Origin of the sequence: Streptomyces sp. TSRI0107, from assembly GCF_001905845.1 — a bacterium.
Classification (GTDB): Bacteria; Actinomycetota; Actinomycetes; order Streptomycetales; family Streptomycetaceae; genus Streptomyces.
In genome coordinates this window covers 359,009-383,229 of sequence record NZ_LIVZ01000003.1, presented here as the reverse complement: position 1 = coordinate 383,229, position 24,221 = coordinate 359,009, and the positions used below count along the sequence as shown (strand labels likewise).

Annotated in this window: 28 protein-coding genes; 7 read left to right on the top strand and 21 right to left on the bottom strand. The window is 72.4% G+C overall.

The window, feature by feature from the left end; all coding sequences use genetic code 11:
• Positions 1–19: 19 nt before the first annotated feature.
• Positions 20–379, top strand: coding sequence for an ArsR/SmtB family transcription factor (locus AMK31_RS08700; RefSeq protein WP_073939796.1), 360 nt, complete (start codon positions 20–22; stop codon positions 377–379).
• Between the two features lie 50 nt (positions 380–429).
• Here the strand turns inward: AMK31_RS08700 and AMK31_RS08695 are convergent, their stop codons facing one another.
• Together AMK31_RS08695 and AMK31_RS08690 are read right to left on the bottom strand one after the other, a co-directional pair.
• A complete protein-coding gene (locus AMK31_RS08695; protein ID WP_073939795.1) occupies positions 430–1,065 on the bottom strand; it encodes a DUF305 domain-containing protein in 636 nt (211 codons plus the stop codon).
• Between the two features lie 108 nt (positions 1,066–1,173).
• Positions 1,174–1,590 carry a DUF6153 family protein gene (locus AMK31_RS08690; protein WP_073939794.1) on the bottom strand — a complete coding sequence of 139 codons (417 nt, stop codon included), beginning with the start codon at positions 1,588–1,590 and terminating at the stop codon, positions 1,174–1,176.
• 159 nt (positions 1,591–1,749) lie between these two features.
• Here AMK31_RS08690 and AMK31_RS08685 point away from each other — a divergent pair, with 159 nt between their 5' ends.
• The gene (locus AMK31_RS08685; RefSeq protein ID WP_073939793.1) at positions 1,750–2,280 is read left to right on the top strand and encodes a DUF4396 domain-containing protein; all 531 of its coding nucleotides are present in this window, start codon (positions 1,750–1,752) and stop codon (positions 2,278–2,280) included.
• A gap of 133 nt (positions 2,281–2,413) precedes the next feature.
• On the opposite strand, the gene AMK31_RS08680 is transcribed toward AMK31_RS08685, so the two are convergent.
• Together AMK31_RS08680 and AMK31_RS08675 are read right to left on the bottom strand one after the other, a co-directional pair.
• On the bottom strand, positions 2,414–3,301 hold the full coding sequence (locus AMK31_RS08680; protein ID WP_073939792.1) for an arginase family protein: 888 nt from the start codon (positions 3,299–3,301) through the stop codon (positions 2,414–2,416).
• Positions 3,302–3,354: 53 nt separating this feature from the next.
• Entirely contained in the window at positions 3,355–3,990 is a 636-nt protein-coding gene (locus AMK31_RS08675; protein WP_073939791.1) for a class I SAM-dependent methyltransferase, read from the bottom strand.
• Between the two features lie 78 nt (positions 3,991–4,068).
• Here AMK31_RS08675 and AMK31_RS08670 point away from each other — a divergent pair, with 78 nt between their 5' ends.
• Positions 4,069–4,518 (top strand): flavodoxin family protein, encoded by a 450-nt coding sequence (locus AMK31_RS08670; protein WP_073939790.1) that lies wholly within the window; start codon positions 4,069–4,071, stop codon positions 4,516–4,518.
• Between the two features lie 169 nt (positions 4,519–4,687).
• The gene (locus tag AMK31_RS08665; protein ID WP_073939789.1) at positions 4,688–5,215 is read left to right on the top strand and encodes a hypothetical protein; all 528 of its coding nucleotides are present in this window, start codon (positions 4,688–4,690) and stop codon (positions 5,213–5,215) included.
• A 31-nt stretch (positions 5,216–5,246) separates the two neighbouring features.
• On the opposite strand, the gene AMK31_RS08660 is transcribed toward AMK31_RS08665, so the two are convergent.
• From AMK31_RS08660 to AMK31_RS08620, 9 genes are all read right to left on the bottom strand, one after another.
• Complete coding sequence (locus AMK31_RS08660) at positions 5,247–5,987, bottom strand: response regulator (protein ID WP_079186774.1); 741 nt, start codon at positions 5,985–5,987, stop codon at positions 5,247–5,249.
• Positions 5,988–6,122: 135 nt separating this feature from the next.
• Positions 6,123–6,566: a MarR family winged helix-turn-helix transcriptional regulator gene (locus AMK31_RS08655; RefSeq protein ID WP_073939788.1), complete on the bottom strand. Its 444-nt coding sequence runs from the start codon at positions 6,564–6,566 to the stop codon at positions 6,123–6,125.
• Positions 6,567–6,649: 83 nt separating this feature from the next.
• Positions 6,650–7,591, bottom strand: a complete 942-nt coding sequence (locus AMK31_RS08650) for an alpha/beta hydrolase (RefSeq protein WP_073939787.1) — start codon at positions 7,589–7,591, stop codon at positions 6,650–6,652.
• 33 nt (positions 7,592–7,624) lie between these two features.
• Positions 7,625–8,620, bottom strand: coding sequence for an amidohydrolase family protein (locus AMK31_RS08645; protein ID WP_073939786.1), 996 nt, complete (start codon positions 8,618–8,620; stop codon positions 7,625–7,627).
• Positions 8,617–8,892, bottom strand: a complete 276-nt coding sequence (locus AMK31_RS08640) for a DUF1427 family protein (protein WP_241842590.1) — start codon at positions 8,890–8,892, stop codon at positions 8,617–8,619. Before AMK31_RS08640 ends, AMK31_RS08645 begins: the two co-directional genes overlap by 4 nt.
• The gene (locus tag AMK31_RS08635) at positions 8,889–9,038 is read right to left on the bottom strand and encodes a DUF1427 family protein (RefSeq protein ID WP_073939785.1); all 150 of its coding nucleotides are present in this window, start codon (positions 9,036–9,038) and stop codon (positions 8,889–8,891) included. Before AMK31_RS08635 ends, AMK31_RS08640 begins: the two co-directional genes overlap by 4 nt.
• Positions 9,035–9,604, bottom strand: coding sequence for a quercetin 2,3-dioxygenase (locus AMK31_RS08630; protein WP_073939784.1), 570 nt, complete (start codon positions 9,602–9,604; stop codon positions 9,035–9,037). The genes AMK31_RS08635 and AMK31_RS08630 overlap by 4 nt, the downstream gene beginning before the upstream one ends.
• Positions 9,605–9,728: 124 nt before the next feature.
• Entirely contained in the window at positions 9,729–10,910 is a 1,182-nt protein-coding gene (locus AMK31_RS08625) for a GDSL-type esterase/lipase family protein (protein ID WP_073939783.1), read from the bottom strand.
• A 29-nt stretch (positions 10,911–10,939) separates the two neighbouring features.
• Positions 10,940–11,509 carry a TetR/AcrR family transcriptional regulator gene (locus tag AMK31_RS08620; protein WP_073939782.1) on the bottom strand — a complete coding sequence of 190 codons (570 nt, stop codon included), beginning with the start codon at positions 11,507–11,509 and terminating at the stop codon, positions 10,940–10,942.
• Positions 11,510–11,775: 266 nt separating this feature from the next.
• Between AMK31_RS08620 and AMK31_RS08615 the strand changes: the two genes are divergently transcribed.
• Genes AMK31_RS08615 through AMK31_RS08605 form a run of 3 tightly spaced genes read left to right on the top strand, consistent with a single transcriptional unit; the run spans position 11,776 to position 14,793 of the window.
• Positions 11,776–12,759: a Bug family tripartite tricarboxylate transporter substrate binding protein gene (locus AMK31_RS08615; RefSeq protein ID WP_073940127.1), complete on the top strand. Its 984-nt coding sequence runs from the start codon at positions 11,776–11,778 to the stop codon at positions 12,757–12,759.
• Positions 12,756–13,295, top strand: coding sequence for a tripartite tricarboxylate transporter TctB family protein (locus AMK31_RS08610; protein WP_073939781.1), 540 nt, complete (start codon positions 12,756–12,758; stop codon positions 13,293–13,295). Before AMK31_RS08615 ends, AMK31_RS08610 begins: the two co-directional genes overlap by 4 nt.
• 1 nt (position 13,296) lies before the next feature.
• Positions 13,297–14,793 (top strand): tripartite tricarboxylate transporter permease, encoded by a 1,497-nt coding sequence (locus AMK31_RS08605; protein WP_073939780.1) that lies wholly within the window; start codon positions 13,297–13,299, stop codon positions 14,791–14,793.
• A 54-nt stretch (positions 14,794–14,847) separates the two neighbouring features.
• Here the strand turns inward: AMK31_RS08605 and AMK31_RS08600 are convergent, their stop codons facing one another.
• The 8 genes from AMK31_RS08600 to AMK31_RS08570 form a co-directional block, all read right to left on the bottom strand.
• Positions 14,848–15,588 (bottom strand): carbonic anhydrase, encoded by a 741-nt coding sequence (locus AMK31_RS08600; RefSeq protein ID WP_073940126.1) that lies wholly within the window; start codon positions 15,586–15,588, stop codon positions 14,848–14,850.
• A 164-nt stretch (positions 15,589–15,752) separates the two neighbouring features.
• Positions 15,753–16,835 (bottom strand): DUF2235 domain-containing protein, encoded by a 1,083-nt coding sequence (locus AMK31_RS08595; protein WP_241842589.1) that lies wholly within the window; start codon positions 16,833–16,835, stop codon positions 15,753–15,755.
• Positions 16,836–16,854: 19 nt separating this feature from the next.
• Positions 16,855–19,716 carry a CHAT domain-containing protein gene (locus AMK31_RS08590; protein WP_073939778.1) on the bottom strand — a complete coding sequence of 954 codons (2,862 nt, stop codon included), beginning with the start codon at positions 19,714–19,716 and terminating at the stop codon, positions 16,855–16,857.
• Positions 19,717–19,738: 22 nt separating this feature from the next.
• A complete protein-coding gene (locus tag AMK31_RS08585) occupies positions 19,739–20,836 on the bottom strand; it encodes a ComEC/Rec2 family competence protein (RefSeq protein ID WP_073939777.1) in 1,098 nt (365 codons plus the stop codon).
• 119 nt (positions 20,837–20,955) lie between these two features.
• A complete protein-coding gene (locus tag AMK31_RS08580; protein ID WP_241842588.1) occupies positions 20,956–21,864 on the bottom strand; it encodes a S8 family serine peptidase in 909 nt (302 codons plus the stop codon).
• A complete protein-coding gene (locus AMK31_RS41415) occupies positions 21,803–22,159 on the bottom strand; it encodes a hypothetical protein (protein ID WP_241842587.1) in 357 nt (118 codons plus the stop codon). Before AMK31_RS41415 ends, AMK31_RS08580 begins: the two co-directional genes overlap by 62 nt.
• A 194-nt stretch (positions 22,160–22,353) precedes the next feature.
• Positions 22,354–23,403, bottom strand: a complete 1,050-nt coding sequence (locus tag AMK31_RS08575) for a YihY/virulence factor BrkB family protein (RefSeq protein ID WP_073939776.1) — start codon at positions 23,401–23,403, stop codon at positions 22,354–22,356.
• Between the two features lie 30 nt (positions 23,404–23,433).
• Complete coding sequence (locus AMK31_RS08570) at positions 23,434–24,216, bottom strand: maleylpyruvate isomerase family mycothiol-dependent enzyme (protein WP_073939775.1); 783 nt, start codon at positions 24,214–24,216, stop codon at positions 23,434–23,436.
• Positions 24,217–24,221: the final 5 nt, after the last annotated feature.

Genomic DNA, 24,221 nt, shown 5'->3' with positions numbered 1-24,221 from the left:
CGGTTCTAGGCTGTACCGCATGCCTGCCCGCGAGCCCGCCCCACCCGCACGCGAGGCGCATCTGCGCCCACCGGACAGCGCGCGCCTCGCCGAGGCCGCCGAGGTGTTCGCGATGCTGTCCGAGCCGACCCGTCTGCACCTGCTGTGGCTCCTGGCGCGGGGGGAGTCGGACGTCGGCTCGCTGACCGAACGCTGCGGGGCGTCGCGCACGGCGGTCAGCCAGCACCTGGCGAAGCTCCGCCTCGCCGGGCTGGTCGAGTCCCGGCGCGAGGGCCGGCACATCCACTACCGCCTGCGCGACGGCCATCTGCGCCGGCTCGTCCTGGAGGCCCTCAGTCACGCCGACCACCGGGTCAGCGGGAAGGCCCCGCACGACTGACGCGGGCCGAAGCCGGCGCGCCGTGCGGGGCCGTGAGGTCCTGCACGCGATCAGAGCCGGTCGAGGACGCCCTGCAGCCGCTCGATCTCGGCGGACTGGCTCTCGACGATGTCGTCGGCCATCCCCTTCGCCTCGCCGTTGCGGCCGTCCCGCCGCTCGTCCTCGGCCATGGCGACGGCCCCGTTGTGATGTTCGATCATCATCTCGGCGAACGCCCTGTCGAACGCGGCGCCCTTGAGGCCCTTCAGCTCCGCCATGTCCGCGTCGGACATCATCCCGGCGCTCTCGTCCCCGCCGTCGCCGCCGTGGCTCCCGTGGTTCATCCCGGACGCCGACTCCGCGGCGGTCGGCTGCTTCCAGCTCTTCAGCCAGCCCTTCAAGGTCCGGATCTCCGGGTCCTGGGCCTGCTCGATCTTCCCGGCGATGTCCTTGATCTCCTCGTCGTCGGCCCGGCCGTCGACGAGCCGTGCCATCTCCAGGGCCTGCTCGTGGTGCGGGATCATCTGCTGCGCGAAGAGGACGTCGGCGTCGTTGAAGCCGCTCGTGCCGGCCTCGTTCCCGCCCTGGTTCCCGTCCCCGTCGCCTCCGCAGGCGGTGAGGAGCAGGACTCCGGCGCTCACCGCTGCCGCCGCTGCGGCGAGACGGGTGGCGGAAGTGCGGTACTTGGTGCGTGTGAAGGCAGTCATGGTGGATGTCACCTCGTACGTCGGTGCTGTTGGCTGTTTCCGCTGGCTGTGCGGGCGCGCGAAGCCGCCGGACGGCGCAGGTGCGCACGCCCGCGGAGGCGGTTCGGCCTACAGCCGCAGGACCGACAACTGGGTGAGATCGGGGCCGCGAGGGGGCGGGTTGGGTCGCAGCGCGGCGGCCAGCCGGCCGAGCAGGCGCGCCAGCCACTCGCCATGCCGGACGAACGCCGAGCGCAGCAGTGAGGCGAGCGCCCAGGCGCCGAACAGAACCGCCACGCACAGCGAGAGCATGTCCATCCCCGTCGGCGGCTCGTGGGTGGCCGCCGAGTGGGCGGCCGGGTCCGCCGGCGCGGCGGCGGGGCGGGCGTCGTGCGGTGCGGCATGGGACGTGGCGGACATCGCCGTGCCGGAGTGCTCCTCCGGGTGTCCGAGCGTGTGCATCACGAAGACGCCGAGCGTGAGGGCGGCGACGAGCAGCAGTTGCCCGAAGGCCCCGCCCGCCCGTACGTACCGCTTCGCGCGCACGCTCGTTCCTCTCTTCGCCCGCCGGGCGTCCGCCCCGCGCCCCGACCGTACCAAGTGCCTCACGACAACTCTGGCGCGCATACCCCCAGGGGGTATATAGTCCGAGACGTGGGGCCGGAAGAGACATCGCCCCGCCGGACGGGATTTGGGGAGAACGTCATGGACCACACCGCTCATCACCACCACAGCGCCCACCAGGCCGAGCACACCGGGCACGGCGAAGGTCACGCGCACGGTCACGGACATGGGCACGGTCCGGCTTCGTGGGGCATGGCCGTGAAGGCGACGCTGCACTGCCTCACCGGGTGCGCCATCGGCGAGATCCTCGGCATGGTGATCGGCACCGCCCTGATGTGGGGCAATGTGCAGACCATGGTCCTGGCGATCGGGCTGGCGTTCCTCTTCGGTTACTCGTTCACCCTGTTCGCGGTCCTGCGGGCCGGGCTGGACTTCAAGAGCGCGCTGAAGGTGGCGCTCGCCGCGGACACCGTCTCGATCGCGGTGATGGAACTGGTCGACAACGCGATCATCGCGCTCACCCCGGGTGCGATGGACGCCCATCTCTCGGAGGGGCTGTTCTGGTTCGCCCTGCTGGGTGGCTTCGCGGTCGCCTTCGTGATCACCACGCCGGTCAACAAGTGGATGATCGGCCGCGGCAAGGGCCACGCCGTCGTCCACGCCTACCACTGACGCACACCGCCGTCGGTCCAGGCCTGGGGCGCCCCGCGGAAGGGGCGCCCCAGGCGTGTTCGCGTACGGGGCGCCCCAGGCGTGTCCGCACCGGCCGTCGTGCTCGACCCGCGCCGAGCGGGCGGCAGGGCGGTCAGGCAGACGTCCCGGCCGTTCCCGCCAGCGCCTGGCGCAGGCACCGCGTCAGACGGGCGGCGATGGATCCGTCGGGATCGAGGCGCGGGTTGAAGATCGTGACATCGAGGCCGACGGCCCGCTCGCCGGTCAGCGCCGTGCCCAGCACCTCCTCCAGCTCCGCCCAGGTCAGCCCGTCGGGCTGCCGGTAGTCGACCGCCGGCATCACCGCGTCGTCGAGCACGTCCACGTCGAGGTGGACCCAGTACCGGACGGCACCGAGCCGTGCCACCGCCTCGCGGGCCGCCGCCCCGGCGCCGACCGCCCGGACGCCGTCCAGGCCGACGGCGTACAGCCCCGGCGGCAGCGGCTGCATCCCCGCCCGAGCGGATTCACCGGCGTCACGGAACCCCAGGACCACGACGTCCTCGTCCCGCAGCAGGGGACCGCGCCCCTCCAGGTCGGTCAGCCGCCGTGGCCCGCGCCCCGTGGCCAGGGCCAGCTCCATGGACGCGACCTCCCCGACCGGTTCCGCCGACGGCTGGTAGAAGTCGGTGTGGCCGTCGAGGAACAGCAGGCCGTGCCTGCCCCGGCGGCGCAGGGCGAGCAGGTTGCCGAGCAGGATGCTGCAGTCGCCGCCGAGGACGACGGGGAAGCGCCCCGCGTCGAGGACACCGCCGACCACGTCCGCGAGACGCACGGAGTACTCCGCGATGCCGGCCGGGTTGAGCACGCCGGTACCGGGGTCGCGCCGGGCGTCGTACGGCGGCGGCTCGACCCGTCCCGCCCGCACGGACCCGGGAAGGTCCGCCAGGCCCGCGCCGAGCAGGGCGCACGGCAGGTCCTGGACGCCGGACGGCCGCAGACCGAGCACGGACGGAGCCTCGACGATCGCCGGTACCCGCATGGCCGGACTCCCTCACGCGTGGTGTCACAGCCATCGTCCCGCGCCGCCCGGCGTCAGTCGCGCCGGGCGTACAGGAACAGATGCGGCTCCGGTACGGCCTCGGGGTGGGCCGGCGTGAACAGCGTCTGCTCCTCCCGGAGCACCGTCAGGCCCGCCGCGTCCGCCAGCGCGGTGAAGTCACCGGCGGCGAAGCTGGTCACGCGGACCGGCTGACCCATGAACACCGCGTCGACGCCCTCCACGTCGAGCGGCACGGTGGCCAGCACCATGTGCCCGCCGGGCCGCAGCGCCCGCACCAGGCGGCCGACGACCTCGGACTGCTGCGCGCGGGACATCTGCAGCAGGGAGAAGTACACGCAGACCGCGTCGTAGGAGCCGTCCGTGAGGGGCAGTTCCCGGATGTCGGCACGCCGGAACTCGGCGTCGGGCACCTGCCGCGCCGCCAACTCGACCATCACGGGGGAGAGATCGACCCCCAGCACCCGGTGCCCCGCCGCGGCCAGCGTCTCGGCGGTAGGCCGCCCCGTCCCGCTGCCCACGTCCAGCACCCGGCTGCCCGGCGCGAGCCGTTCCAGCAGCCATTCCAGCGACGCCCGATGCGCCTCGGATCCCGCGAACGCCTTCTCGTAGGCGGCGCCGAGTGCGTCGAACGCCGCCGCGGCGTCCGGCTGCCGGTCCCCGTCGGTCACTGTGCCTCCTCCGCATGGTGGTGCCGGGCATCGTCGCACCCGGGGGACGGCGATGACAACGGGCGTTAAGGTTCGGCCGTGCCCACCTTGCTGATCGTGCATCACACCCCGTCGCCCAACTGCCAGGCGATCCTCGAAGCCGTCCTCGCCGGGGCGACGACGCCGGAGATCGAGAACGTCCGCGTGGAGCGGCGCGCGGCCCTCTCCGCGACGGCGTCGGACGTGCTCGCCGCCGACGGCTATCTGCTGGGCACGCCCGCCAACCTCGGCTACATGTCCGGCGCCCTCAAGCACTTCTTCGACCAGGTCTACTACCCCTGCCTGGACGAGACCCGAGGCCGGCCCTTCGGCTACTACGTGCACGGCGGCAGCGATGTCACCGGAGCCGTCCGGGGCATCGAGTCGATCACGACCGGCCTGGCGTGGCGCCGCGCGGCCGAGCCGGTGACCGTGACCGGCGAACCCGGCAAGGCCGACCTCGAGGCGTGCTGGGAGCTGGGGGCGACGGTGGCGGCCGGCCTCATGTGACCACCGCGCGGCGCCCGGCTCAGTGTCTGGACAACCCCCAGCCCTCCAGATCCGCCGCGAATGTGTTCCAGGCCACGCCCTGGAAGAGATCCACGCCACGTTCCTCCCGGCAGGTCGGCGGCTACCGTTTTGTCCGGTCCTTGTCCCCGGCAGTTCGGACGGCCCGCCAGTGCTCACCCATCTCTCCCCGCTCATAGCGGCGACCGCTCAATGGCTGACCCGTGCCTACCCGGCGTCCGGCGGTGCCCTGGCCGAGGCCCTGTGCGAGGTGCAGGCGCGGCAGGCCGTCACCGCCGCGGCTCTGCTGCGCTACCCCACCCGGACCGACGCCGCCCTGGTGGCGATGGCCGGGCCGGGCGGCTCGGCCCGCCTGGACTGGGTCACCGGCGCGGACACGGCCGTCGGCGCGGACACGGCCGACACCGCCTGGCGCACCTGGGTGGACGAGGTCGTGGCCAGCTGGGCCGCCTGCCTGCTCACCGACCCCGAGCTGGCCCGCCTGGCGGTGACCGCGGTCACCGAGGCGACGGAGCCGGCCGGTACGCCGCTGGAGTACCGGCGTCTGCTGGAGCCCGGAGACCGGGACTGGCAGGCAGCGGCCCTGCTCCGCCACCCCGACCTGCTCGCCCCCGTCGCCGGCCTGCACCACGCCCACCTCGTGGCCCGGCTGGGACCGGACCAGGCACTCATCGCCTGAGCACGGGCCCCGCAACGCCACCCGAGGGGCCTCACCCGCGCCAGCCGTAGCGCCGCTCCGGCCGCCCCGCCACGCCGTACCGCAGCGACACCTCGGCGCTGCCCGTCGTATGGAAGTGCTCCAGATAGCGGCGGGCGCTGACCCGTGACAGCCCGGTCAGCGCGGCGCACTCGCTCGCGGAGAGGGTGCCGTCGGCGCCGCGCAGGGCGCGTTCCACCAGCTCGGCGGTCTCGACGCTCATCCCTTTCGGCAGGGCGCACGCGGCGATCGGCGCCGGTGCGGCCGCCCCCGCCAGCACCCGGTCCACGTCCGCCTGGCCGCGCACGACGGCGCTCTCCAGCCGGCCCCGCTGGGCCACGTACCGCCCCAGCCGCGCCCGCAGGTCGGCGAACTCGAACGGCTTGAGGAGATAGTCCACGACCCCCTGGCGCACGGCGCCGCGCACCGCGTCCGCCTCCCGCGCGGCGCTGATCACCATCACGTCGCAGTCGTGCCCGGCGGAGCGCAGCCGGGGGATGACGTCGAGGCCGAAGACGTCGGGCAGGTACAGGTCGAGCAGCACCAGGTCGGGGCGCAGCTCGTCCACCGCGCCGACGGCCTCCTCGCCGCTGCCCGCGACGCCCACCACCCGGAACGGCCGGACGCGTTCCACGTAGGCGCGATGCACCTTCGCCACCCTGAAGTCGTCGTCGACGACCAGGACGCCGATCGTGTCCATGGCCGCACCGGACGCATCGGGGACGGCAGTCGTACGGGACGCCGCAGTGATCATCGGTCCGCTCCTTCCGCCACCGCGTCGACGGGGTGGCTGACGGTCAGGCGTGCCGGGACCACGGCTCGGCGTGTGGTGGTCCCGCCGCCGTGACGTTCGCAGACCGGCCGGTCGGACGCCAGAGGGGCGACGTGCTCAGGGTGCCGTGACGAGCGGCGGCTCACCCCAGTCGGCCGTCAGCGCCTGCCGCAGGGCCTCGACGCCGGAGCGGCCGATGCGGTCGGCGAGGGCCGACTCGACGACCGCGATCACGGCCTGCGCGCGCTCGTGGACGCGCAGGCCCTCCGGGGTGGTGCGGATCAGCCGGCGGCGGGCGGAGCCGGGGTCGGGGACCTGCTCCAGCAGCCCCATGTCGATCAGCCCGTGCACGGCCTGGTGGACCGTCTGCCGGGTGACGCCGATCCGGCGGGCCAGCTCCGAGACGGTCGTGCCCTCGGCGTCGAGCATCGCGAAGACGGACGCCTGGGCGGTGGTCACCGGCTGCTCCCCGGCGGCCTCCATGCTCGCGAACAGCGCGTCCTCGAACCAGCGACGGGCCTCGCCGAGCAGTTGGGGGAGATTGGCGGCGCGGTGACTCATGGCTCCTCAGGGCCTCGGAGGACGACGGACGAGGGAATTATCCACCCCCGAGCCCCGCCCGTTCGCTGCCGCCCGCCCCACCCCTACACCTCCGGACGCCGCTCCGTCCCCTGGCCGCCGCATCGCGCGGCGAACTCCACGGTCGCGGCGAAGCAGCTCTCGACTTCTTCTTCCGACAACCCGACCCACAGATGGTCGCCGCCCTCGACGGGCCGGAAGTCGACCGGGACGCCCGCCTCCCGCAGCGCCGTCGCCAGCCGTTCGCCCTGGGCGTGCGGGACGACCGTGTCGGCGGTGCCGTGCAGCACGAGGAACGGCGGCGCGCCGGCTGTCACCCGGTGCACCGGGCTGGCGGCACGCGCCCGTCCGGGAGCGTCGGCGAGCGCCGCGCCGATCAGCAGCGCCTCGAACGAGGCGGGGTCGGCCGGGTCGAAGGCACCGGGCGGGTGGTCCTCGGCGAGCCGGGTGAGGTCGGACGGGGCGTACCAGACCGCGCAGCCGCGCACGCCGGCCGTACCGGGGCGGGCCGCGGCGGTGAGCGCGGCCAGGGCCGCGAGGTGCCCGCCGGCCGACTCGCCCCACAGCACGGTCCGGGAGGTGTCCAGGCCCAGTTCGGCGGAGCGGGTGTGCAGCCAGGCCAGGGCGGAACGCAGGTCGTCGAGCTGGGCGGGGTACGGGGCCTCGCCGCTGAGCCGGTAGTCCGGGCAGGCGACGGCGAACCCGGCCCGCACCAGCCGGGCGAACGGCCCCGGCGCCCACTGCCGGAAGCGGGGACCCGCGTCGTCGCGCAGCCCGGTGCGCCAGGCACCGCCGTGCACGAACACCACCACCGGCGACGGACCGGACGGCTCGGCGGGCAGCCACAGGTCCATCTCCAGCGGACGGCTGCCCTCGGGTACGGCGTAGGCGGCACCGCGCAGCAGCCGCACCCCGGCATCGGCGCGGGCGGCGGGCGGCAGGGGGAGGCGGGCGGGGTCGGGCGGCGCGAGGAGTTCCAGCGGGAAGGAAGGGGCGGATTCCGCCATGGGCGTCTCCCTGGGTGTGGTCGTTCGTGGACGTCAGCGGGCGAGGCGCGGCAGCAGGGCGCGCGCGTTGGCGGTGGTCAGCGAGCGCCAGGTGGCGCCGTCCACCGGGGCGGGCGCGGTGTCGAAGGACGCGGCGTGCGCCTCGGCCGCGGGGGCAGGCGTCCAGCAGTAGTCGCTGCCGTAGAGCAGCCGCTCCGGGTCGGCCAGTCCCAGCAGGGCGGGCACCTGACGTGGGAAGGCGGGGCCCGCGAGGTCGTAGTAGAGGCCGCGCAGTTGGGCGACGGCGTCGGGGGCCTCCTGGTCGGCCGGCATGAACAGCCGCATGAAACCGTTGATCCGGTCGGCCAGCACGGGCAGTGCCCCGCCGCAGTGCGGCACGATCACCTTCAGCCGCGGGTGCCTGGCCAGGGTGCCAGCGAAGAGCAGGTCGGTGACGGTCCGCGCGGTGTCGAAGACGAACTCCACCATGGGGCGCGGCCGGCCGAGCGCGGACCGCTCCCAGCACACCGGCGAGGTGGGGTGGAGGAAGACGACCGCGGAACGCCGGTCCAGTTCGGCGAAGACCGGCTCCAGTCGCGGGTCGCCGAGGTAGACGCCGTGGGTGTTGGTCTCCAGGACCACACCGTCCGCGCCGAGCGTGTCGAAGGCGTACGCGATCTCCGCGAGGGCGCCGTCCACGTCGGGCAGCGGCAGCGAGGCGAACAGGCCGAAGCGGTCCGGGTGTCCGGCGACGATCCCGGCGCCGCCCTCGTTCACCTCGCGCGCGAGGGCCCGCGCGGCGGCGGCGTCACCGAAGTGCACACCCGGCGAGGAGACCGACAGCACGGCCGTGGCGATGCCGCTGCGGTCCATCAGCTCCAGATGCGCCCGCGCCGACCAGGCGGGCCAGGCGGGCACGCCGTCGGGGAACTCGTGGCCGGCGGCCCGGGCCCGCCGGACGTAGGAGTCGGTGACGAAGTGGGCGTGGACGTCGACGAATCCGGGACGGTCGACGGGAGAGCCGGCGGGGGAGTCGGCGGTGAGGCTCATGGGTGGGAGTCCTTCTCGGGGGCGGGATCCTCGTCCCGCGCGGCGGAGGCGGGGCGCCGCGACCGGCCGCAGGCGGCCCGCACCGCCCGCTCGCCGACGACGATGCCGAGCAGCCCGGTCAGGCCGAGCAGCGGTGGGGCGGGGGAGCGGATGCCGAGCAGCCAGTAGACGGCGCCCATCAGCAGTCCCGCGGCGAACGAGACGGCAGCCGCGCGCAGGAACGCGGCGGTGCGCGGCGACCGGAGCCGGGTGGCGCCGCCGGCGGCGCTCACAGCACCGCCCCCATCAGCGACTGGCCCAGCAGCATCCCCAGCAGCCCGAACAGGGCGACCGGCGGCGGGGCGGGCGACGTCACGCGCAGCGCGCCGTAGAGCACGCCCACCAGCCCACCCGCGAGCAGTACCTGGAGGTAGGTCACGGCTGTCCGCTTTCCGTGCGCCACTGGTGGTCGGGGAGGAACCGCACGTCGTACTGCCGCGGCACGGTGGCGAACTTCTCCGGCTCGGGCACGTACGGCCGGGCGGGCAGGCCGAGTTCGTCGGCCGGTGTGCCCAGCGTCTCGAAGAACCGCTCGAAGGTGCCGCCCGGACCGGCGGCCACACCGACGATCAGCGAGTGATGGCGTTCCATGCGGTAGGCGTGCGGGCAGTTCTTCGGTACGAAGCCGAAGTCGCCCGGTGTGAGCAGCCGTTCGTGCTGCTCGCCCTCCAGGTCCTCCACGAACAGCCGTACCGCGCCGTGGGCGATGTAGAAGACCTCGTAGGTGTCGGGGTGCGAGTGGGCCGGGATGAGCTTGCCCTTCGGTCCCTCGGCGGTGAAGAAGTTGAAGGTGTTCTCGGTCTGCTCCCCGCCCGCGTAGATCGTGATCAGGTCGCCGAAGAGATGGGCCCGGTCGCCCATGCCCTTCTCGATGAAGTACGGCTTGCCCGGCTCGGGCGGGATGAACGAGCGGGAGCGGTAGGGGGTGGCGTACTCGATGGTCATGGGGAGCCTCCGGCTGAGAGCGTCAATGTCAGGCTACCTGACATTGACGTCGGCCTCCAGGGGCTCAGGACACGGACTCAGGGTGAGCGGGGCGGAGGGGCGGCGCGGGGTTCGCGCTCCGCGCTCAGGAACCCCCGCCCGCGAAGGGGCCTCCCGTGCCGAACGCCAGCCGGGCGAAGCGCTCGCCCATGCGGCGGTGGGTGGCGGCGTCCGGGTGCAGGCCGTCCGGCAGCGGCAGCTCGGCGGCGTCGGCCTCGCCGTAGAGGGTGCGGCCGTCCAGGTAGTGCAGGTGCGGATCCTCGGCGGCGCGCTGCTCGACGATCCTGGCGAGTTCGTCGCGGATGACGTTCAGGGTGAGCTTGCCGAAGGCGCGCTCCTCGGGGTCTCCGGTCGCCCGGAACCGGAGCTGACCCGTTTTGAGGGTGGAGAAGTCCGGGACGCCGGGGCCCGGGGTGTCCTCGTGGATGGGGCACAGGATGGGGGAGATCACCAGCAGCGGGGTGGTGGAGTGACCGTCCCGGAGGGTGTCGAGGAATCCGTGGACGGCGGGGGTGAAGGCCCGCAGCCGCATCACGTCGAGGTTCACCAGGTTGATGCCGATCTTCAGGCTGATCAGATCGGCGGGGGTGTCCCGCATCACCCGCGCCGTGAACGGGTCGAGCAGGGCGCTGCCGCCGAAGCCCAGGTTGACCAGCTCCGCCCCGCCCAGGGACGCGGCGAGCGCGGGCCACGTGGTGGTGGGGCTGGCGGCGTCGGAGCCGTGGCTGATCGAGCTGCCGTGGTGCAGCCACACCGGCCGCTCCCCGTCCATGGGCACGGGCTCCACGGGGGCGTCCGTGCGCAGGGCGACGAGTTCGGTGGTCTCGTTGTGCGGCAGCCAGATCTCGACGACCTTGGCCCGGTCGGGCAGTCCGTCGAAGCGGACCGTGCCGGCCGGTCCGGACCGGGACTCGAAGGACCCGGTCGTCATGTCGATGGTCAGGGTGTTGCCGCCGGCCACGGTGCCCCGCCCGGCCGGCTCGCCGTCGACGAGCAGGTCGTAGACGCCGTCCGGGCGGGGCGGGGCGCCGACGTAGACCCGCTTGGTGGGCAGCGTGTCCAGCTCCACGGCGGTGGCGCGGGTGCGGAACACCAGCCGTACGCCGGACGGCTGGGTCTCCGCCGAGGCGAGCAGCGGATCGGCGTACTGCGCGCGGGCCCGGGCGGGCAGCCGGTGCGGCAGCACCCCGTGCTCGGTGTGTTCCAGGTCGAGGGCGCCGCGCAGGAGGTCCGCGGTGAGAGGGGTCGTGATCCAAGGGGTGTTCATGATCTCCGCCGGTGGGGGGTGGTCGGGGGTCACTGCGCGGGCCAGTTGCGCAGCAGGGCGTCGAGGGCGTCGAGGACGCGCGCCCAGGTCTCCTCGGAGTCGGGTTCGCTGTGGCTGAAGCCGCCGCTCAGCTCCAGGCTCACGTAGCCGTGGAACACGCTGCCCAGCATGCGGACCGCGTGGGTCTCGTCCGGTTCCGTCAGGTCGTAGCCGCGCAGGATCGCCCGCGTCATCCGCGCATGCCGTACGCCGGCACCGGCGGCCGCCGTCTCGGGGTCGAGCCGCAGCCGGGCCGCTGCATACCGGCCGGGGTGCTCTCGGGCGTAGTCGCGGTAGACGTTCGCGAACGCGGTGAGGGCATCCTTGCCGGCCCGCCCGGCGAGCGCGTCGGCGGCGCGGTCGGCGAGTTCCTCCAGGGCGAGCAGCGCGATCCCGGTTCTGAGTTCCTGCGAGTTGCGCAGGTGGGAGTACAGGCTCGCGACCTTGACGTCGAACCGCCGGGCGAGCGCCGAGAGGGTCACCTGGTCGAAGCCGACCTCGTCGGCCAGCTCGGCGCCCGCCTGGATCAGACGCACGGCGGTCAGTCCCACGCGTGCCATGCCGTTCCGCTCTCTGCCTCCCCGGAGTCTGCCTGACCAGGACTCCGCCTGAATGGATTATGCGCATGCCTAAAGCCTTTAGGCAAATTCCGTTCCCTTTAGGCGGCGAGGGGACGAGCCGCTGATCGTGCAGGAGTCCACCGGGCCTCTCCGCCCCGACCACAACGACCACAACCATCGTTGCCTCCACAAGCGCGACAGCCCGCCCGCCCCCGGGCACCATGTGGCCACCTCCCTCCCGATCCGACCGACAGGTGGTGGCCTTCGTGCGCCTGCGCACCCCCCTCGCCCTGCTCGGCGCCGCCCTGCTCGTGCTGCTGGGACCACCGCTGCTGGCCACCGGCAGCGGCGCCGAGACCGGCACACGCATCCCCGGCCTGCGCTTCATGGTCCCCAACACCCCCGGCGGCGGCTACGACATCACCGCGCGCACCGCCGCCCGCAACGCCGAGGACGCCGGCCTCACCCCGAACATCGAGGTGTTCAACCTCCCCGGGGCCGGCGGCACCGTCGGCCTGACCCGGCTGGTGAGCGAGCACGGCAACGGCAAGCTGGCGATGTCGATGGGGCTCGGCGTCGTCGGCGCCGTGCGCTCCAACGACGCGCCGAAGACCCTCGCCGACACCACCCCCATCGCCCGCCTCACCGAGGAACAGGACGTCGTGGTGGTCGCGAAGGACTCGCCGTACCGGACCGTCGACGACCTGATCGACGCCTGGAAGGCCGACCCCGGCAAGCTGCCCGTGGGCGGCGGCTCGGCCCCCGGCGGCCCCGACCATCTGGCGCCGATGCTGATGGCCCGGGCCGCCGGGATCTCCCCGAAGGACGTCAACTACGTCCCCTTCGACGGCGGCGGCGAACTCCTCGCCTCCATCCTCGGCAACAAGGTCGCCTTCGGTGTCTCCGGCGTCGGCGAATACCTCGACCAGATCAAGTCGGGCGAGCTGCGCCTGCTCGCCGTCACCGGGCCCGAGCGCGTCGACGGCCTCGACGCCCCCACGCTCCGCGAGGCGGGCTACGACGTGAACTTCACCAACTGGCGCGGCGTCGTCGCCCCGCCCGGCCTCACCGAAGCCGAACGCGACAAGCTGATCCGGCTGATCGAGGCGCTGCACGACTCGCCCGAGTGGCGGCGGTCCCTGCGCGAGAACGGCTGGGACGACGCCTTCCTCACCGGCGACCGGTTCGGCGCGTTCCTCGACGCCCAGGACCGGCGCGTGGTCTCCGTACTGAAGGAGCTGGGACTGTGACGACACCGGCCACCGACACACCCGCGCCGCCCGCCCCGGCCCGCCGCTCCTGGCTGCGCGACCACTCCGAACTCGGCGTCTGCGCCCTGCTGCTGGCCCTCGGCGTGCTGGTCCTGACCGACGCCCTGACCATGGACGCCGACATCGCCCAGCGCGGCCCCGTCGGCCCGCGGACCGTGCCCGTCGTCGTCGGCGCCGGCCTGCTGCTGATCTCCGCCCTGCTCGCCGTCGACGTGCTGCGCGGCGGCCGCGGCCAGGCCGAGACCGGCGAGGACGTCGACCTGTCCGAGCCCGCCGACTGGCGCACCGTGCTGCTGCTCGCGGGCGTCTTCCTCGGCTCCGCCGTCCTCATCGAACCCCTCGGCTTCCCCGCCGCGGGCGCCCTGCTCTTCTGGGGCGCCGCGTTCGCCCTCGGCAGCCGCCGCACCGACCGCGACCCGCTGATCGCGGCCGTCCTCTCCCTCGTCACCTACGTCGTCTTCGACCACCTGCTCGGGGTGCCGCTGCCCGGCGGCCCGCTGATGGGAGTCCTGTGACATGAACGCCCTCGACTCCCTCCTGGACGGCTTCGGGACCGCTCTCACCCCGCTCAACCTCCTGTGGGCCGCCCTCGGCGTACTCCTCGGCACCGCGATCGGCGTCCTGCCCGGCATCGGGCCCGCCATGGCGGTCGCGCTGCTGCTGCCGGTGACGTACGGACTCGACCCCATCGGCGCGTTCATCATGTTCGCGGGCATCTACTACGGCGCTATGTTCGGCGGCTCCACCACCTCCATCCTCCTCAACACACCCGGCGAGAGCGCGGCCGTCGTCGCCGCCATCGAAGGCAACCCGATGGCGAAGTCGGGGCGCGGCGCACAGGCCCTCGCGGCCGCCGCCATCGGCCACTTCGCCGGCGGCATGGTCGGCACGATCCTGCTGGTGGTGCTCGCCCCGACCGTCGCCGAGCTCGCCGTCGGCATCGGCGCGCCGGACTACTTCGCCCTCATGGTGCTGGCTTTCATCGCCGTCACCTCGGTCCTCGGCTCCTCCCGCGTCCGCGGCCTCGCCTCCCTGCTGATCGGACTCACCCTCGGCCTGGTCGGCCTGGACCAGATGACCGGGCAGCAGCGGCTCACCTTCGGTTCGCTCCAGCTCGCCGACGGCGTCGACGTGGTGATCGTCGCGGTCGGCCTGTTCGCCATCGGCGAGGCCCTGTGGGTGGCGGCGCACCTGCGGCGCACGCCCGGCGAACCGATCCCGGTGGGCCGCCCGTGGCTCGGCCGCGGCGATGTGAGACGCACCTGGAAGTCCTGGCTGCGCGGCCCGTTCATCGGCTTCCCGTTCGGCGCGATCCCGGCGGGCGGGGCCGAGATCCCCACCTTCCTGTCGTACGTCACGGAGAAACGGCTGTCGAAGCACAAGGACGAGTGGAACAAGGGGGCCATCGAGGGCGTCGCCGGACCCGAGTCGGCCGCCTCCGCCTCGGCGGCCGGCACCCTCGTGTCCATGCTGACCCTCGGCCTGCCGACCACAGCCGTCGCCGCCGTCATGCTGGCCGCGTTCCAGCAGTACGGCATCCAGCCCGGCCCGCTGCTCTTCGAACGCGAACCGGAACTGGTGTGGGGCCTCATCGCGTCCCTCTTCGTCGGCATGGTGCTGCTGCTCGCCCTCAACCTGCCGCTGGCCCCGCTCTGGGCGAGGCTCCTGCGCATCCCCAGGCCGTACCTCTACGCGGGCATCCTGTTCTTCGCGGCCGTCGGCGCCTACGCGGTGGGCGGCGAAGTCGTCGACCTGGTCATCCTGCTGGTCATCGGCCTCATCGGCTACGGCATGCGCCGCTACGGCCTGCCCGTCCTGCCCGCCGTCATCGGCGTCATCCTGGGCCCCAACGCCGAGCAGCAGCTCCGCCGGGCCCTGCAGATCAGCGACGGCAGCGTCACCGGCCTGGTCGACACCCCGTTCGCGGTGACGGTGTACGCGGTGATCGCGGTGCTGCTGGCCTGGCCCCTCCTGCGGAGGCTGAGGCCGACGAACACCACGACAGGGAGCTGAGGCAGGAGCACGGGAGCGGTGGCGCCGCGTCCGGCGCCACCGGGTGATCGTCCGTCAGGCGACGCGGTGCACCAGCTGGCTGGTCAGCTCGTACCGCGCGCCGACGATCGACAGCCGCCCGTCCGCCTCCCGCTCGGCGAGATCCTTGTCCGCCGCGAGCCGGGACCGCACGAGCCGTATGTTGGCGTCTATCGTCGCGTCGACGCGGGCGTCGCCCTCGGTGCCGCGGTCGATCGCCGGGGCTATCTGGTCGGCCAGGTACTGGATGTGGGCGGGCAGCGGCCCACCCGACTCGTCCGCCTCCACGGCGGCCCGCACGGCCCCGCACGACTGGTGGCCCAGCACCACGATCAGCGGTATCCCCAGCTCCAGCACCCCGTAGGCGATGCTGCCGAGAACCGCCTCGTCCAGCACCTCCCCGGCGCTGCGCACGGTGATCAGGTCGCCGAGCCCCTGGTCGAAGACCAGTTCCGGCGGCACCCGCGAGTCGATGCAGCCGAGCACGATCGCGAACGGGTGCTGCCCCGACGTCAGCGCCTGCCGCACGGCCGGGGTCTCGTCCGGGTGCTGCTCCCGGTAGGTGCGCCAGCGCCGGTTCCCGGCGGCCAGCTCCCGCAGCGCTTCCCGGGCGGTGGCCGGCCGCGGCCGGGCGGCGGGCGGGGCGGCGGCCGCGGGCGAGACGTCCAGTGCGAGCCCGGCGCCGGCCACGGCGGCTCCGGTCACGGCGGCGCGCAGCAGAAGGCGGCGGGCGGGAGCCGCCTCGGCGGCTCCGGACAGGGTGTCGTCGAGAATCACGGCGAAGAACGTATGTCCGAACCGCCGCCCGGTCGGCAGTGCTACCGAATCATGGTCGTGCATGGGCGATTCCTGGACTGTCGTTGAGCCGTTGTTGGCACGGGCGAGGGCAGTGCTTGGCGCTGAAGCCGGTCCCGCGGACCACACGACGACCGCTGCGGACGTCAGGCGGCTCGGGGATCGGGGGTCAGCCAGTCCTTGTCAGCCCACGTCACATTCCTCGGGACGCGTCGTCCGTACCCGGCGTCGGACTCGATGCGCAGCCGTACACTCGCGTGTACCCCGGCGTCTTCGGGGACACGGCGGCGCCGGTAGGTGAGCAGAGCCCACACGGCTCCCATGCGGTGGATCGTGCCGAGCGCGTGGCCGGAGTCCAAGGTGAAGTGCTTCGCGTAAGCCCCCTTCTTGAGCAGGAGCCGGGAGTCGAGCGCGCCGTCCACGATCCATTTGAGAGCGATGGTGGGCAGCTTGGGGTCGTCGTCGAAGGTGCCGCCCACGTCGGAGTGGACCCCGGCGAACCAGACCTGCTCGATCAGCGGGCCCGGTGCCCCCGGTTTCTTCGGGGGCAGAACCAGATACTCCTCGTACGGTCGGCGCTTCTCGTCGATGGCGACGGCGTGCCGGAGACGGCCGACGTTGGGGACGCGCCTGGTATGGAGCCACCGCAGATTCCAGCGCAGCAGCCCGGCGGCCTTCACCGAGTCCCACAGCCCCATGAAATGCACGGGGACTCCGGTCCGTTCGTCCACCTTCCTGCTGAACGCGTCGGCGAACCGGTGCAGTTGATCCCAGTCGTCCTCGGTCCAGTTCCGGCTCTTGGCGTATACCGAGATGGCGTAGGGGACGAGGTTCTCCGAGCCCGGTCGGAGCAGACCGACCGCCTTGAGGAGACCCGCGAGAGCCCGGGCGGTGTATGCGCCCCGACTGAAGCCGAAGAGGTAGATCCGGTCGCCGGATTCGTAATGGTGCATCAGATACGTGTAGGCCTCGGCGAGGTTCGTCCTGAGTCCGGAGCCGAAGGCGAGCCCGAGGAGACGGGAGAATTTGCGGGCGGGGAGCGTCCAGGCGCCGGTGGCGGAGAACGTGCCGACGCCCGGGTCGTAGTAGGCGATCTGCACGGCGGGGTCGTGTAGATCGAGCATCTGGTAGAGCCTGACGACATTGGTGTTGCCGCGGGCCTTGAGCTGGTTGCCGGTGCCGTCCAGGCACATCACGATGTTCTTGCCCATCACAGTCTCCGAGGGCATGTCTTCCTGGCACGAGGGCCTATCTGTCGGGGGGCGTCTCGATCAGTTCGTACTTCTCTCCCTCCTCCGTCACGACCCGGCGTACGCGGTGAGCGGCTTGCTGCTGAGCGAGCAGATCACTCACCAGTCCGGGGGACAGACCGGTGGCCGCTACCAGTTCCCGTCTGCCGGCCCGGCCGTGCGCGAGGACCTTCGCCAGCAGACGGACGCGGGCGTGCTCCAGCGCGGCATCCAAGTTCAGCGCTCGGAAGTGCGCGGCCTCGCCGTCGCGTTGCGCCTTTCCGGGCGGAGCCGTCCTCAGCAGAATGTCACGCACGCCCTCGCCGGTGAGTGTCCTGTCCACCGACCAGACCAGGAGCGCGGCGGCCAGCACGCCCAGGGCCGCCTGATGGCTGCCGTGACGCAGTTGCGCGAAAGCGGGAGGGGGGTCGGCCCAGGCGAGGCTCTCGGCGGCGAAGATCTCCGGCTTCCCCGCGGACGGCTTCCACATCGCCGAACGTGGAGGTCTTCCGCCGGTCAGCGAGCCGACCGTGAGGACGTCGGGACACCACGGGGGATAGCGGATCTCCTCGTCACCCCGGTCCCCGCCGACGCCGATCACCAGCACGCCCTGTTGCCTCAGCCGACGGCAGATGCCGTCCCAGATGGCCGAAGGTCCCGGTCTGCCGAAATCCAGCAGCAGCACGTTCGCGCCGTCCGTCAGTGCCTCCTGCGTCCAGCGCACGGCGTCGGTGTCAGTGGCCGTGCGCTGCCCTGCGAAGGGCGAATCGACCGGTGACAGCGCGGCGATGGAGGACGGCTCGCCCGTGCCACCGGAGACCACGACCTTTCCCCCCACCCGTTTCCTGTTGGCCAGGGCGGTCATCCAGCCGGCGAACTCCTCGGCACAGCCCGCCGTGTCCGGGTGGGCGAGGGCGGCCAGCAGAGGTGGGGCGGCACGGTCCAGGGGGGCGGGGGAGCGGGTGGCGAGCAGTTCGTTGACAATGCTCTGGGGGTCTGCCGCGGGGCGGTTGGCGGTCCTTTCCGCGAGCCGCGTCCACAGCGTGAAGTCCTCCTGGAAGCCTTCCGTGTACCACCGTTCGAGCCTGTCCTGATGACGCAGGAGTTCGGGGACGTTCCAGCGGATCCACCGTTCGACCTGTGTCCATTCCAAGGGACGCAAGAGGATCTGCTGGGCGTATCGCGTGGCGCGGTCACCCAGGAAGCGATTCATGTCGACCATGCCGGCCAGGACCAGGCGTGCCCGTCCGCGGCGCAGCGCCAGTTCCCGGAACACACCGCCGAGCTCCTTCGCGGCCGTGTCGGAGAGATCCTCAAGGCCGTCGAACGCGAGGACCGCGGGCACGGCGACGAGTTCTTCGAGTATGCGTTTCCACCAGTCGTGGCTGCGCCAGCTCTTGTGCGGCTGCCGTGCCCGACGGTCGAGCCCCGTGAGCAACTCGGTGATCCAGGTGCAGAGCCGGCCCACCGGATCCGGTTCGTCCTTGAACTCCTGGGCGTGGACATACAGAACCAGCGAGACGTCGTCGCCTAGATCCTCCAGGATCCGGGCCACGAAGGGGGTGCGCAGGTCCGGCGTGCCGGTGACCAGGAGAGCGCGGGAGGAGCTCCGGCCGCTGACGATGCTCATCGCCTGCCGAAGGGACACAGGCCGGCTGAGCAGCGAGCGCTCCTCTTCCTCCAGCCCGAGCTTCAGCTCCCGGCGTACGGGGCGTGGCGTGGCTGTCGAGGGCACGGACACGCCGAGGAGAGGCCCTGGTTCGTCACCGCCGACGAAGAGCGCCGGGACGGCCCAGTCGAGGAAGCCTCCGACGAACTCGTCGCCGCGAACGGCGCCGCGGGCGAGCTGGACGGCGCCGGCGAGGTCCCGTCCACCTGCCAGCGATCGGTAGAAAATGCGGGCGAAGATGCGCTGTGTCGGGAACGGCAGCACAGCCTGCATACCGACCACGACCGGCGCCGCCGTCCTGGCACTCAGGTCCGCGATGCTGGGTGACGCGCGCCAGTTCTCCTCCGACCGCCGACGCGGGCTCGCGGGCTGCGGGGGGCCTGCGGTGAGGCAGCCGGCGTAGACCACGAGTCGCAGGTCCGGGCAGCCCTGCAGCAAGCTGGTGAACTGCTCCGCCGTGACGTCGCGTGGCGAGCCCCTGCCGGTCTCCAGTACCAGGCCCGACTGGCTGGCGTGCCCCAGATAGTGCACGACGTGGTAGCCGCGCGTCCGGCCGCTGATGCACCGGTGGAGGTTGTCGAGGCTGGGCCGGTCCTCCACATCCACGACGATCTTGCCGCTGTGCACGAGCGGGGTGAGCTCGTTCAGGAGGATCCTCTTTTCCTCGTACAGGTCGAACGGGATCTGGTCGCCCTCAGGGCTGGACAGCACGACCAGGATGCGCAGGGGTGGTTCGATCGGGCGGGCGCGCACCGGATACGTCCGGGTGCGGGCGAGCCTGATGATGTGCACGTCCGGCGCCAGGGTCAGGTACGTCCCGCCGCCGGACGTCCGGCCGCCTTCGGGGTCGAGCGTCAGTTCCCAGGGGAACGCGGCGATGTCATGGGGTGCGCTCAGTATGCGGACGACGAGTGGCCGACCCGCGTCGGCCGCGGCGCCACGGGTGCGCTGGAAGAGGGCGAGCACATCAGTGTCCCCGAAGAGGAGGTCCTGAAGCTGTTTCCCGGTGTGTTCTGCTTCTGCGGTGGCCTCATCACCATGCCACACGGCGTCCTGCAGCAGCGCGCCGGCTGCCGTCAGCTGCTCCCTGCGCCAGCCGGCGTGGGGTACGGCGTACACCGCGCCCATCCGGGAACGTGCCGAGACCCACAGCTGGTCGCGCCGGCCGGCCAGCACCTCCATGTCGAGCTTCTCGAAATCCGACGGCGCCATCGCGCTCTCCTTCGCCGGACCGTCACGATCCCAGGTCCAGCACCTGGCCTTCGGGCGGGTACACCGCGCGGATTCCCCCGCCCGGTGCCGCGCCGGGCCGCTCCCACACCTCGGTCGTGCGGCAGCGGTAGTTGAACCGGACTTCGGCTCCCGGCGCACGCTCCGCGAGGAGCAGGATGGTCTCCGGATCCGGGTGCCGGAAATACGCCCCGTTGGTCGACAGCAGGAAACGTGAGACGTCGATCGTGTCGAGGAACGTGCCGTCGATGTTGGCCATGCTGCCGTGATGAGAGAGCTTCACGGCGTCCAGGGGCACACGCAGGACCCCCAGGCCGTCGGCGAGACGCCTCAGCCCCTCGGTGAGCACGGACACGTGCGCGTCCGCGCCGAACAGCACTCTGCGGCCCCGGTAGTCGAGGACGAACGCGATGCTCGCCCCGTTCGCCGCGGATGTGTCGGAACCGAACTTCCTGGTGGCGTACACATCGTCCCGAGGAGCCCGCGGCCGGTACTCGGCGCGTGCGTCGAGCCGAGCCTTGGCCTGGTCCCAGTCGCCAGGCCGCATCCCGGCATCCCGGAGCGCCTCGACCCATGTCCGCCGCAGCTTCAGCAGGTTCTCCTCGCGCGGGGACAGCAGCGTGATCGTCGCGCCCCCGGGCAGCTCCCGTGCGGGCAGCGGCCCCCGATCCGCGACCATCACGCATCCGCGGTCCGCTGCGAACGAGCGGTTCCACGCCTGGCCCCGTGCGTGCAGGAGATGACCGAGGAACTCGCCCTGCGGCGGAGCGAAGACGTCCCGCGCTCGGCCGGCGGAGAGCGACTTCAGCTGCGGCCAGCCGTTGAACCACACATCGTCGAACTCGGCACCCAGCTCCTCGTCTTGGAGAAGAATGAGCACACCGTCGATGTGATCCGTGTCGATATGGGTGACCACCAGCAAGTCGAAACGGCGTCTGTCCGGCGGAAGTTCGCCGATGGCGTCACGCAGGGCCTGATAGGACCGGGCGGGCCCGCCGTCGATGAGGACACGGGCCGGGTTCCTCTGATCGCCGTACTCGACGAGAATGCAGTCGCCGTGACCGACGGGCAGGCAATTGACCACGAAGACGTGCCCGGACATGGGTCATACCTCTGAGTGAGGTGTCATGTGATGACCCCTTTGGGGTACACGTCCAGTCTAGTGGGAACGAATCGAACGCGCGCGACGGCTGTGGTGCGGGCTTCGCCGCCGTTCTCTGGTCACGGCGCCTGGACCAGGCCCGCTCCCACGTCCCTGGCGGGCTGAGCCAGCGGGAAGGCGCCGGCCGGCAACAGGGACTTGAGGTCGGCCGCGGAAGCGTCGGGGTGCGCCTGGGCGAGCAGCGCGATGACACCCGCGACGTGCGCGGTGGCGGTGCTGGTGCCGCTCAGTGTCCGGTACCACCCGTCCGGCGCGGCCGAGCGCACGTCCCTGCCGGGCGCGGCGATGTCGACCTCGCCGCCCGGGATGTTGATGCCGCCGTTGGAGAAGTACGTCGCCGTGAGCGTCTTGTCGAGTGCGGCGACTCCGAGGACGGAAGGGCAGTTGGCGGGCCGGCTGACGGGCTGGACGTATGTGGGCCGATTGCTGTCGTCGCCGGCGGCGGCGACCGTCACCGCTTGGTGGCGGAGCGCGCACCGGGCGGCTTGCTCGTACGTCTGCGGGAAGAGTGCACCCGGCCAGACGGGTGCGCCGAGCGACATGGAGATCACCTGGGCGCCGTGCGCGACGGCCCAGGCGATGCCCGCCAGGATCTGGCCGTCGGTGCCGGTGCCCGCGTCGCTGAGCACCTTCGCCGCGAGAATCCCGGCGTCGCAGGCCACGCCGTAGCGTGGACCCCGAGAGGGCTGTGCCGGGCCGGCCGCCGTCCCGGCGCAGTGCGTGCCGTGACCGTTGCCGTCCGCCACGGTTTCGCCCGCCACGAAGCAGGCCGTCGCCTCGATACGACCGGCGAGGTCCGGGTGCTCGGTGTCGACACCGGTGTCGAGGACGGCGATCTTGACACCGCGGCCGGTCAGACCCGACAGGCTCGCCCGGATCGCCTGCAGCCCCCAGGTCAGGGCCTGTTCATCCCACGCCGGGCCCGAGACCGGGGCCCATTTGGGCTTGGGTATGCCGTTCGACCACATCCTCGTCGCTGCGGTAGGCCGGGAAGAACTCGGTCGGCGCCGTGTTCGGTGCGATGATCGGAGCGGCGGCATAGACCATGCGCTCCGGTTCCGCCGCGATGATCGAGGACTCCTGTTCGGCCGCGACCATCAGTGCGTGGCGTTGTTCGGGCCGGACCTCCACGACCACGACGCCGAGTTCCTCGTAGTACACGGACGCGCCGGGGCGCTCCAGGAGTTCGGAGACGCCTTCGGGCTCGGTTGCCCGGACGCGCTCGACGGGCCCTATGCCGGCCTGGGAGCGCAGGGCGTTCAACGCGCTCTCCTGGTCGCTCTGTACGACCTGGACCACGTATCGCCCGGTGTACTCCGTACGCTCGCGTGTGCCGGCGCCGTGGGGCCGGCCGGGTTGGTCACCGAAGGCACGTCTGTCCCTGGGGCCGTTCGTTTCCCTGGGTCCGTTCGTCATGGTCTTCCCGCTCTCTGTGCGCCTGCCGGGCGACGGCCCCCCTAGCGACCGCCGGGCGGCTCGTCGTCGTCCCAAGTACGGGTCGAGCGCGGCTCGGTGTAGGGCTCCTGCTCCGGGGGATGGCCGCCGGCGATCGCGCGCTGGCGTGCCGTCTCCGCGTCGAACTCCAGGCCGAGGAGGATCGCCAGGTTGGTGATCCACAGCCAGATGAGGAAGATGATGACGGCCGCCATCGTCCCGTACGTCTTGTTGTACGAGCCGAAGTTCGCGACGTAGAAGGCGAACCCCGTGGACGCGATCATCCAGATCACCAGGGCGAGGAAACTGCCCGGGGTGATCCACCGCCAGCCGCGCACCCGGGCGTTCGGGGCGGCCCAGTACAGCAGCGCGATCATGAGGGTGACCAGCACGAGCAGCACGGGCCACTTGGCGATCGCCCAGACCGTCAGCGCGGTGTCCCCGACTCCGAGGAGATCGCCCGCCCGGCGCGCGACACCCCCGGTGAACACCACGATCAGCGCGCTGATCAGCGCCATCACCATCAGGGCCACGGTCACCCCGAGCCGCACCGGCAGGATCGCCCACACCGGCCGCCCCTCCGGGATGTCGTACACCGCGTTCGCGGTCCGCATGAACGCCGCCACGTAGCCGGACGCGGACCACACCGCCACCACCAGACCGATGACCGCCACCAGGGAACCGGTGCCCGCGTTGCCCTGAAGCTGCTCGACGGCCCGGGTGATGATGTCCCTGGCGGGGCCGGGCGCCAGCGACTGCAGGTTGTCCAGCACCTTGTCCGTGGTCGATTTGCCGGAGAGGCCGAGCAGCGACACCAGCACCAGCAGGGCCGGGAACAGCGCCAGCACCCCGTAGTACGTCAGCGCCGCCGCGCGGTCGGCCAGCTCGTCGTCCTTGAACTCCTTGAGGCTGCCCTTCAGCACCGCCTTCCAGGCACCTTTCGGCAGCTTGGCCGGGGTCTCGGGTGCGTCCCGTTCCACCTCCGGGCCGGGACCGGCCTCCTCCGGAGTCGGCTTGCGGTCGTCGAGCTTGTCGTTGTGCCCGGCACGCCCGGGAAGATGCAGCTTCGCCATGCCCCCCGAGTAACCCCGTCCGGGATTCGCTCACTCGTGCAGCCAGAAGCCGGTCCGCTCCAGCCACAGTCCGAGCAGGTCCCGGTCGCCGTCGACGCTCGTCCGGTCGTGCACGGGGCGCCCGTAGACCAGGAGCAGCAGGTCGGCGAGGGCCGCCCGGACGGTGACGGCGGCCTCGCCCCCGCCGCGCCGCCAGCGCGGCACGTCACCGGTGAGATTAACGAACCAGCTTCCGTCGGGAGCGTCGGCGGCCTGGAAGGCGAGGGTGCGGCCGGGACCGAGCAGGGGCCGGGCGAGCGACGGGTCGTACGTCTCGGGCACGGAGCCGAACGACATCCACTCGTCCAGCGCGTCCCGCGCCACCGCCGGCTCGACCTCGTAGCGGGCGCCCACCGTCCACGCCGCGTCGGCGCGGTGGACGACGGTCTCGTGCAGCATGCGGCGCGCCCAGAAGACCAGGGGCTGATCCGGTACGACGGTCCACACGCGCGCCTCGGGCCCGGCGTCCGCCAGCGCGTCCGTGAGCCGCCGGGCGCCGTCGGCGAGCCAGGCGTCCAGCACCGCCGGGTCCTCGTCGCCGTAGTGGAACACCTCGTCGACCAGTTCCGTGGAGACCGGCCCGGTGGCCCGGGTGCGCACGATCGTGTCGGCCCAGCGGTGGTTGCCGCCGACGTGCCGTGCGAGCTGGCCGAGGTTCCATTCGGGGCAGGTCGGTACGCGGGCCGCCGGGTCGGCGCCGCCGAGGAGGGAGCGCAGCAGGTCGGTCTGGACGAGGATTTCGGCGCGGTATCGGTCGAGACTCCACAGGCTCATGACGC

Excerpts from the sequence above, each read along its gene's own strand:
- AMK31_RS08620 (WP_073939782.1), bottom strand. The coding sequence starts at position 11,509 with ATGGCACGCGTGGGACTGACCGCCGTGCGTCTGATCCAGGCGGGCGCC.
- AMK31_RS08630 (WP_073939784.1), bottom strand. The coding sequence starts at position 9,604 with ATGACCATCGAGTACGCCACCCCCTACCGCTCCCGCTCGTTCATCCCG.
- AMK31_RS08645 (WP_073939786.1), bottom strand. The coding sequence starts at position 8,620 with ATGAGCCTCACCGCCGACTCCCCCGCCGGCTCTCCCGTCGACCGTCCC.
- AMK31_RS08625 (WP_073939783.1), bottom strand. The coding sequence starts at position 10,910 with ATGAACACCCCTTGGATCACGACCCCTCTCACCGCGGACCTCCTGCGC.
- AMK31_RS08660 (WP_079186774.1), bottom strand. The coding sequence starts at position 5,987 with ATGATCACTGCGGCGTCCCGTACGACTGCCGTCCCCGATGCGTCCGGT.
- AMK31_RS08695 (WP_073939795.1), bottom strand. The coding sequence starts at position 1,065 with ATGACTGCCTTCACACGCACCAAGTACCGCACTTCCGCCACCCGTCTC.
- AMK31_RS08575 (WP_073939776.1), bottom strand. The coding sequence starts at position 23,403 with ATGGCGAAGCTGCATCTTCCCGGGCGTGCCGGGCACAACGACAAGCTC.
- AMK31_RS08700 (WP_073939796.1), top strand. The coding sequence starts at position 20 with ATGCCTGCCCGCGAGCCCGCCCCACCCGCACGCGAGGCGCATCTGCGC.
- AMK31_RS08585 (WP_073939777.1), bottom strand. The coding sequence starts at position 20,836 with ATGTCCGGGCACGTCTTCGTGGTCAATTGCCTGCCCGTCGGTCACGGC.
- AMK31_RS08650 (WP_073939787.1), bottom strand. The coding sequence starts at position 7,591 with ATGGCGGAATCCGCCCCTTCCTTCCCGCTGGAACTCCTCGCGCCGCCC.
- AMK31_RS08570 (WP_073939775.1), bottom strand. The coding sequence starts at position 24,216 with ATGAGCCTGTGGAGTCTCGACCGATACCGCGCCGAAATCCTCGTCCAG.
- AMK31_RS08590 (WP_073939778.1), bottom strand. The coding sequence starts at position 19,716 with ATGGCGCCGTCGGATTTCGAGAAGCTCGACATGGAGGTGCTGGCCGGC.
- AMK31_RS08685 (WP_073939793.1), top strand. The coding sequence starts at position 1,750 with ATGGACCACACCGCTCATCACCACCACAGCGCCCACCAGGCCGAGCAC.
- AMK31_RS08605 (WP_073939780.1), top strand. The coding sequence starts at position 13,297 with ATGAACGCCCTCGACTCCCTCCTGGACGGCTTCGGGACCGCTCTCACC.
- AMK31_RS08595 (WP_241842589.1), bottom strand. The coding sequence starts at position 16,835 with ATGCCCTCGGAGACTGTGATGGGCAAGAACATCGTGATGTGCCTGGAC.
- AMK31_RS08680 (WP_073939792.1), bottom strand. The coding sequence starts at position 3,301 with ATGCGGGTACCGGCGATCGTCGAGGCTCCGTCCGTGCTCGGTCTGCGG.
- AMK31_RS08655 (WP_073939788.1), bottom strand. The coding sequence starts at position 6,566 with ATGAGTCACCGCGCCGCCAATCTCCCCCAACTGCTCGGCGAGGCCCGT.
- AMK31_RS08580 (WP_241842588.1), bottom strand. The coding sequence starts at position 21,864 with ATGTGGTCGAACGGCATACCCAAGCCCAAATGGGCCCCGGTCTCGGGC.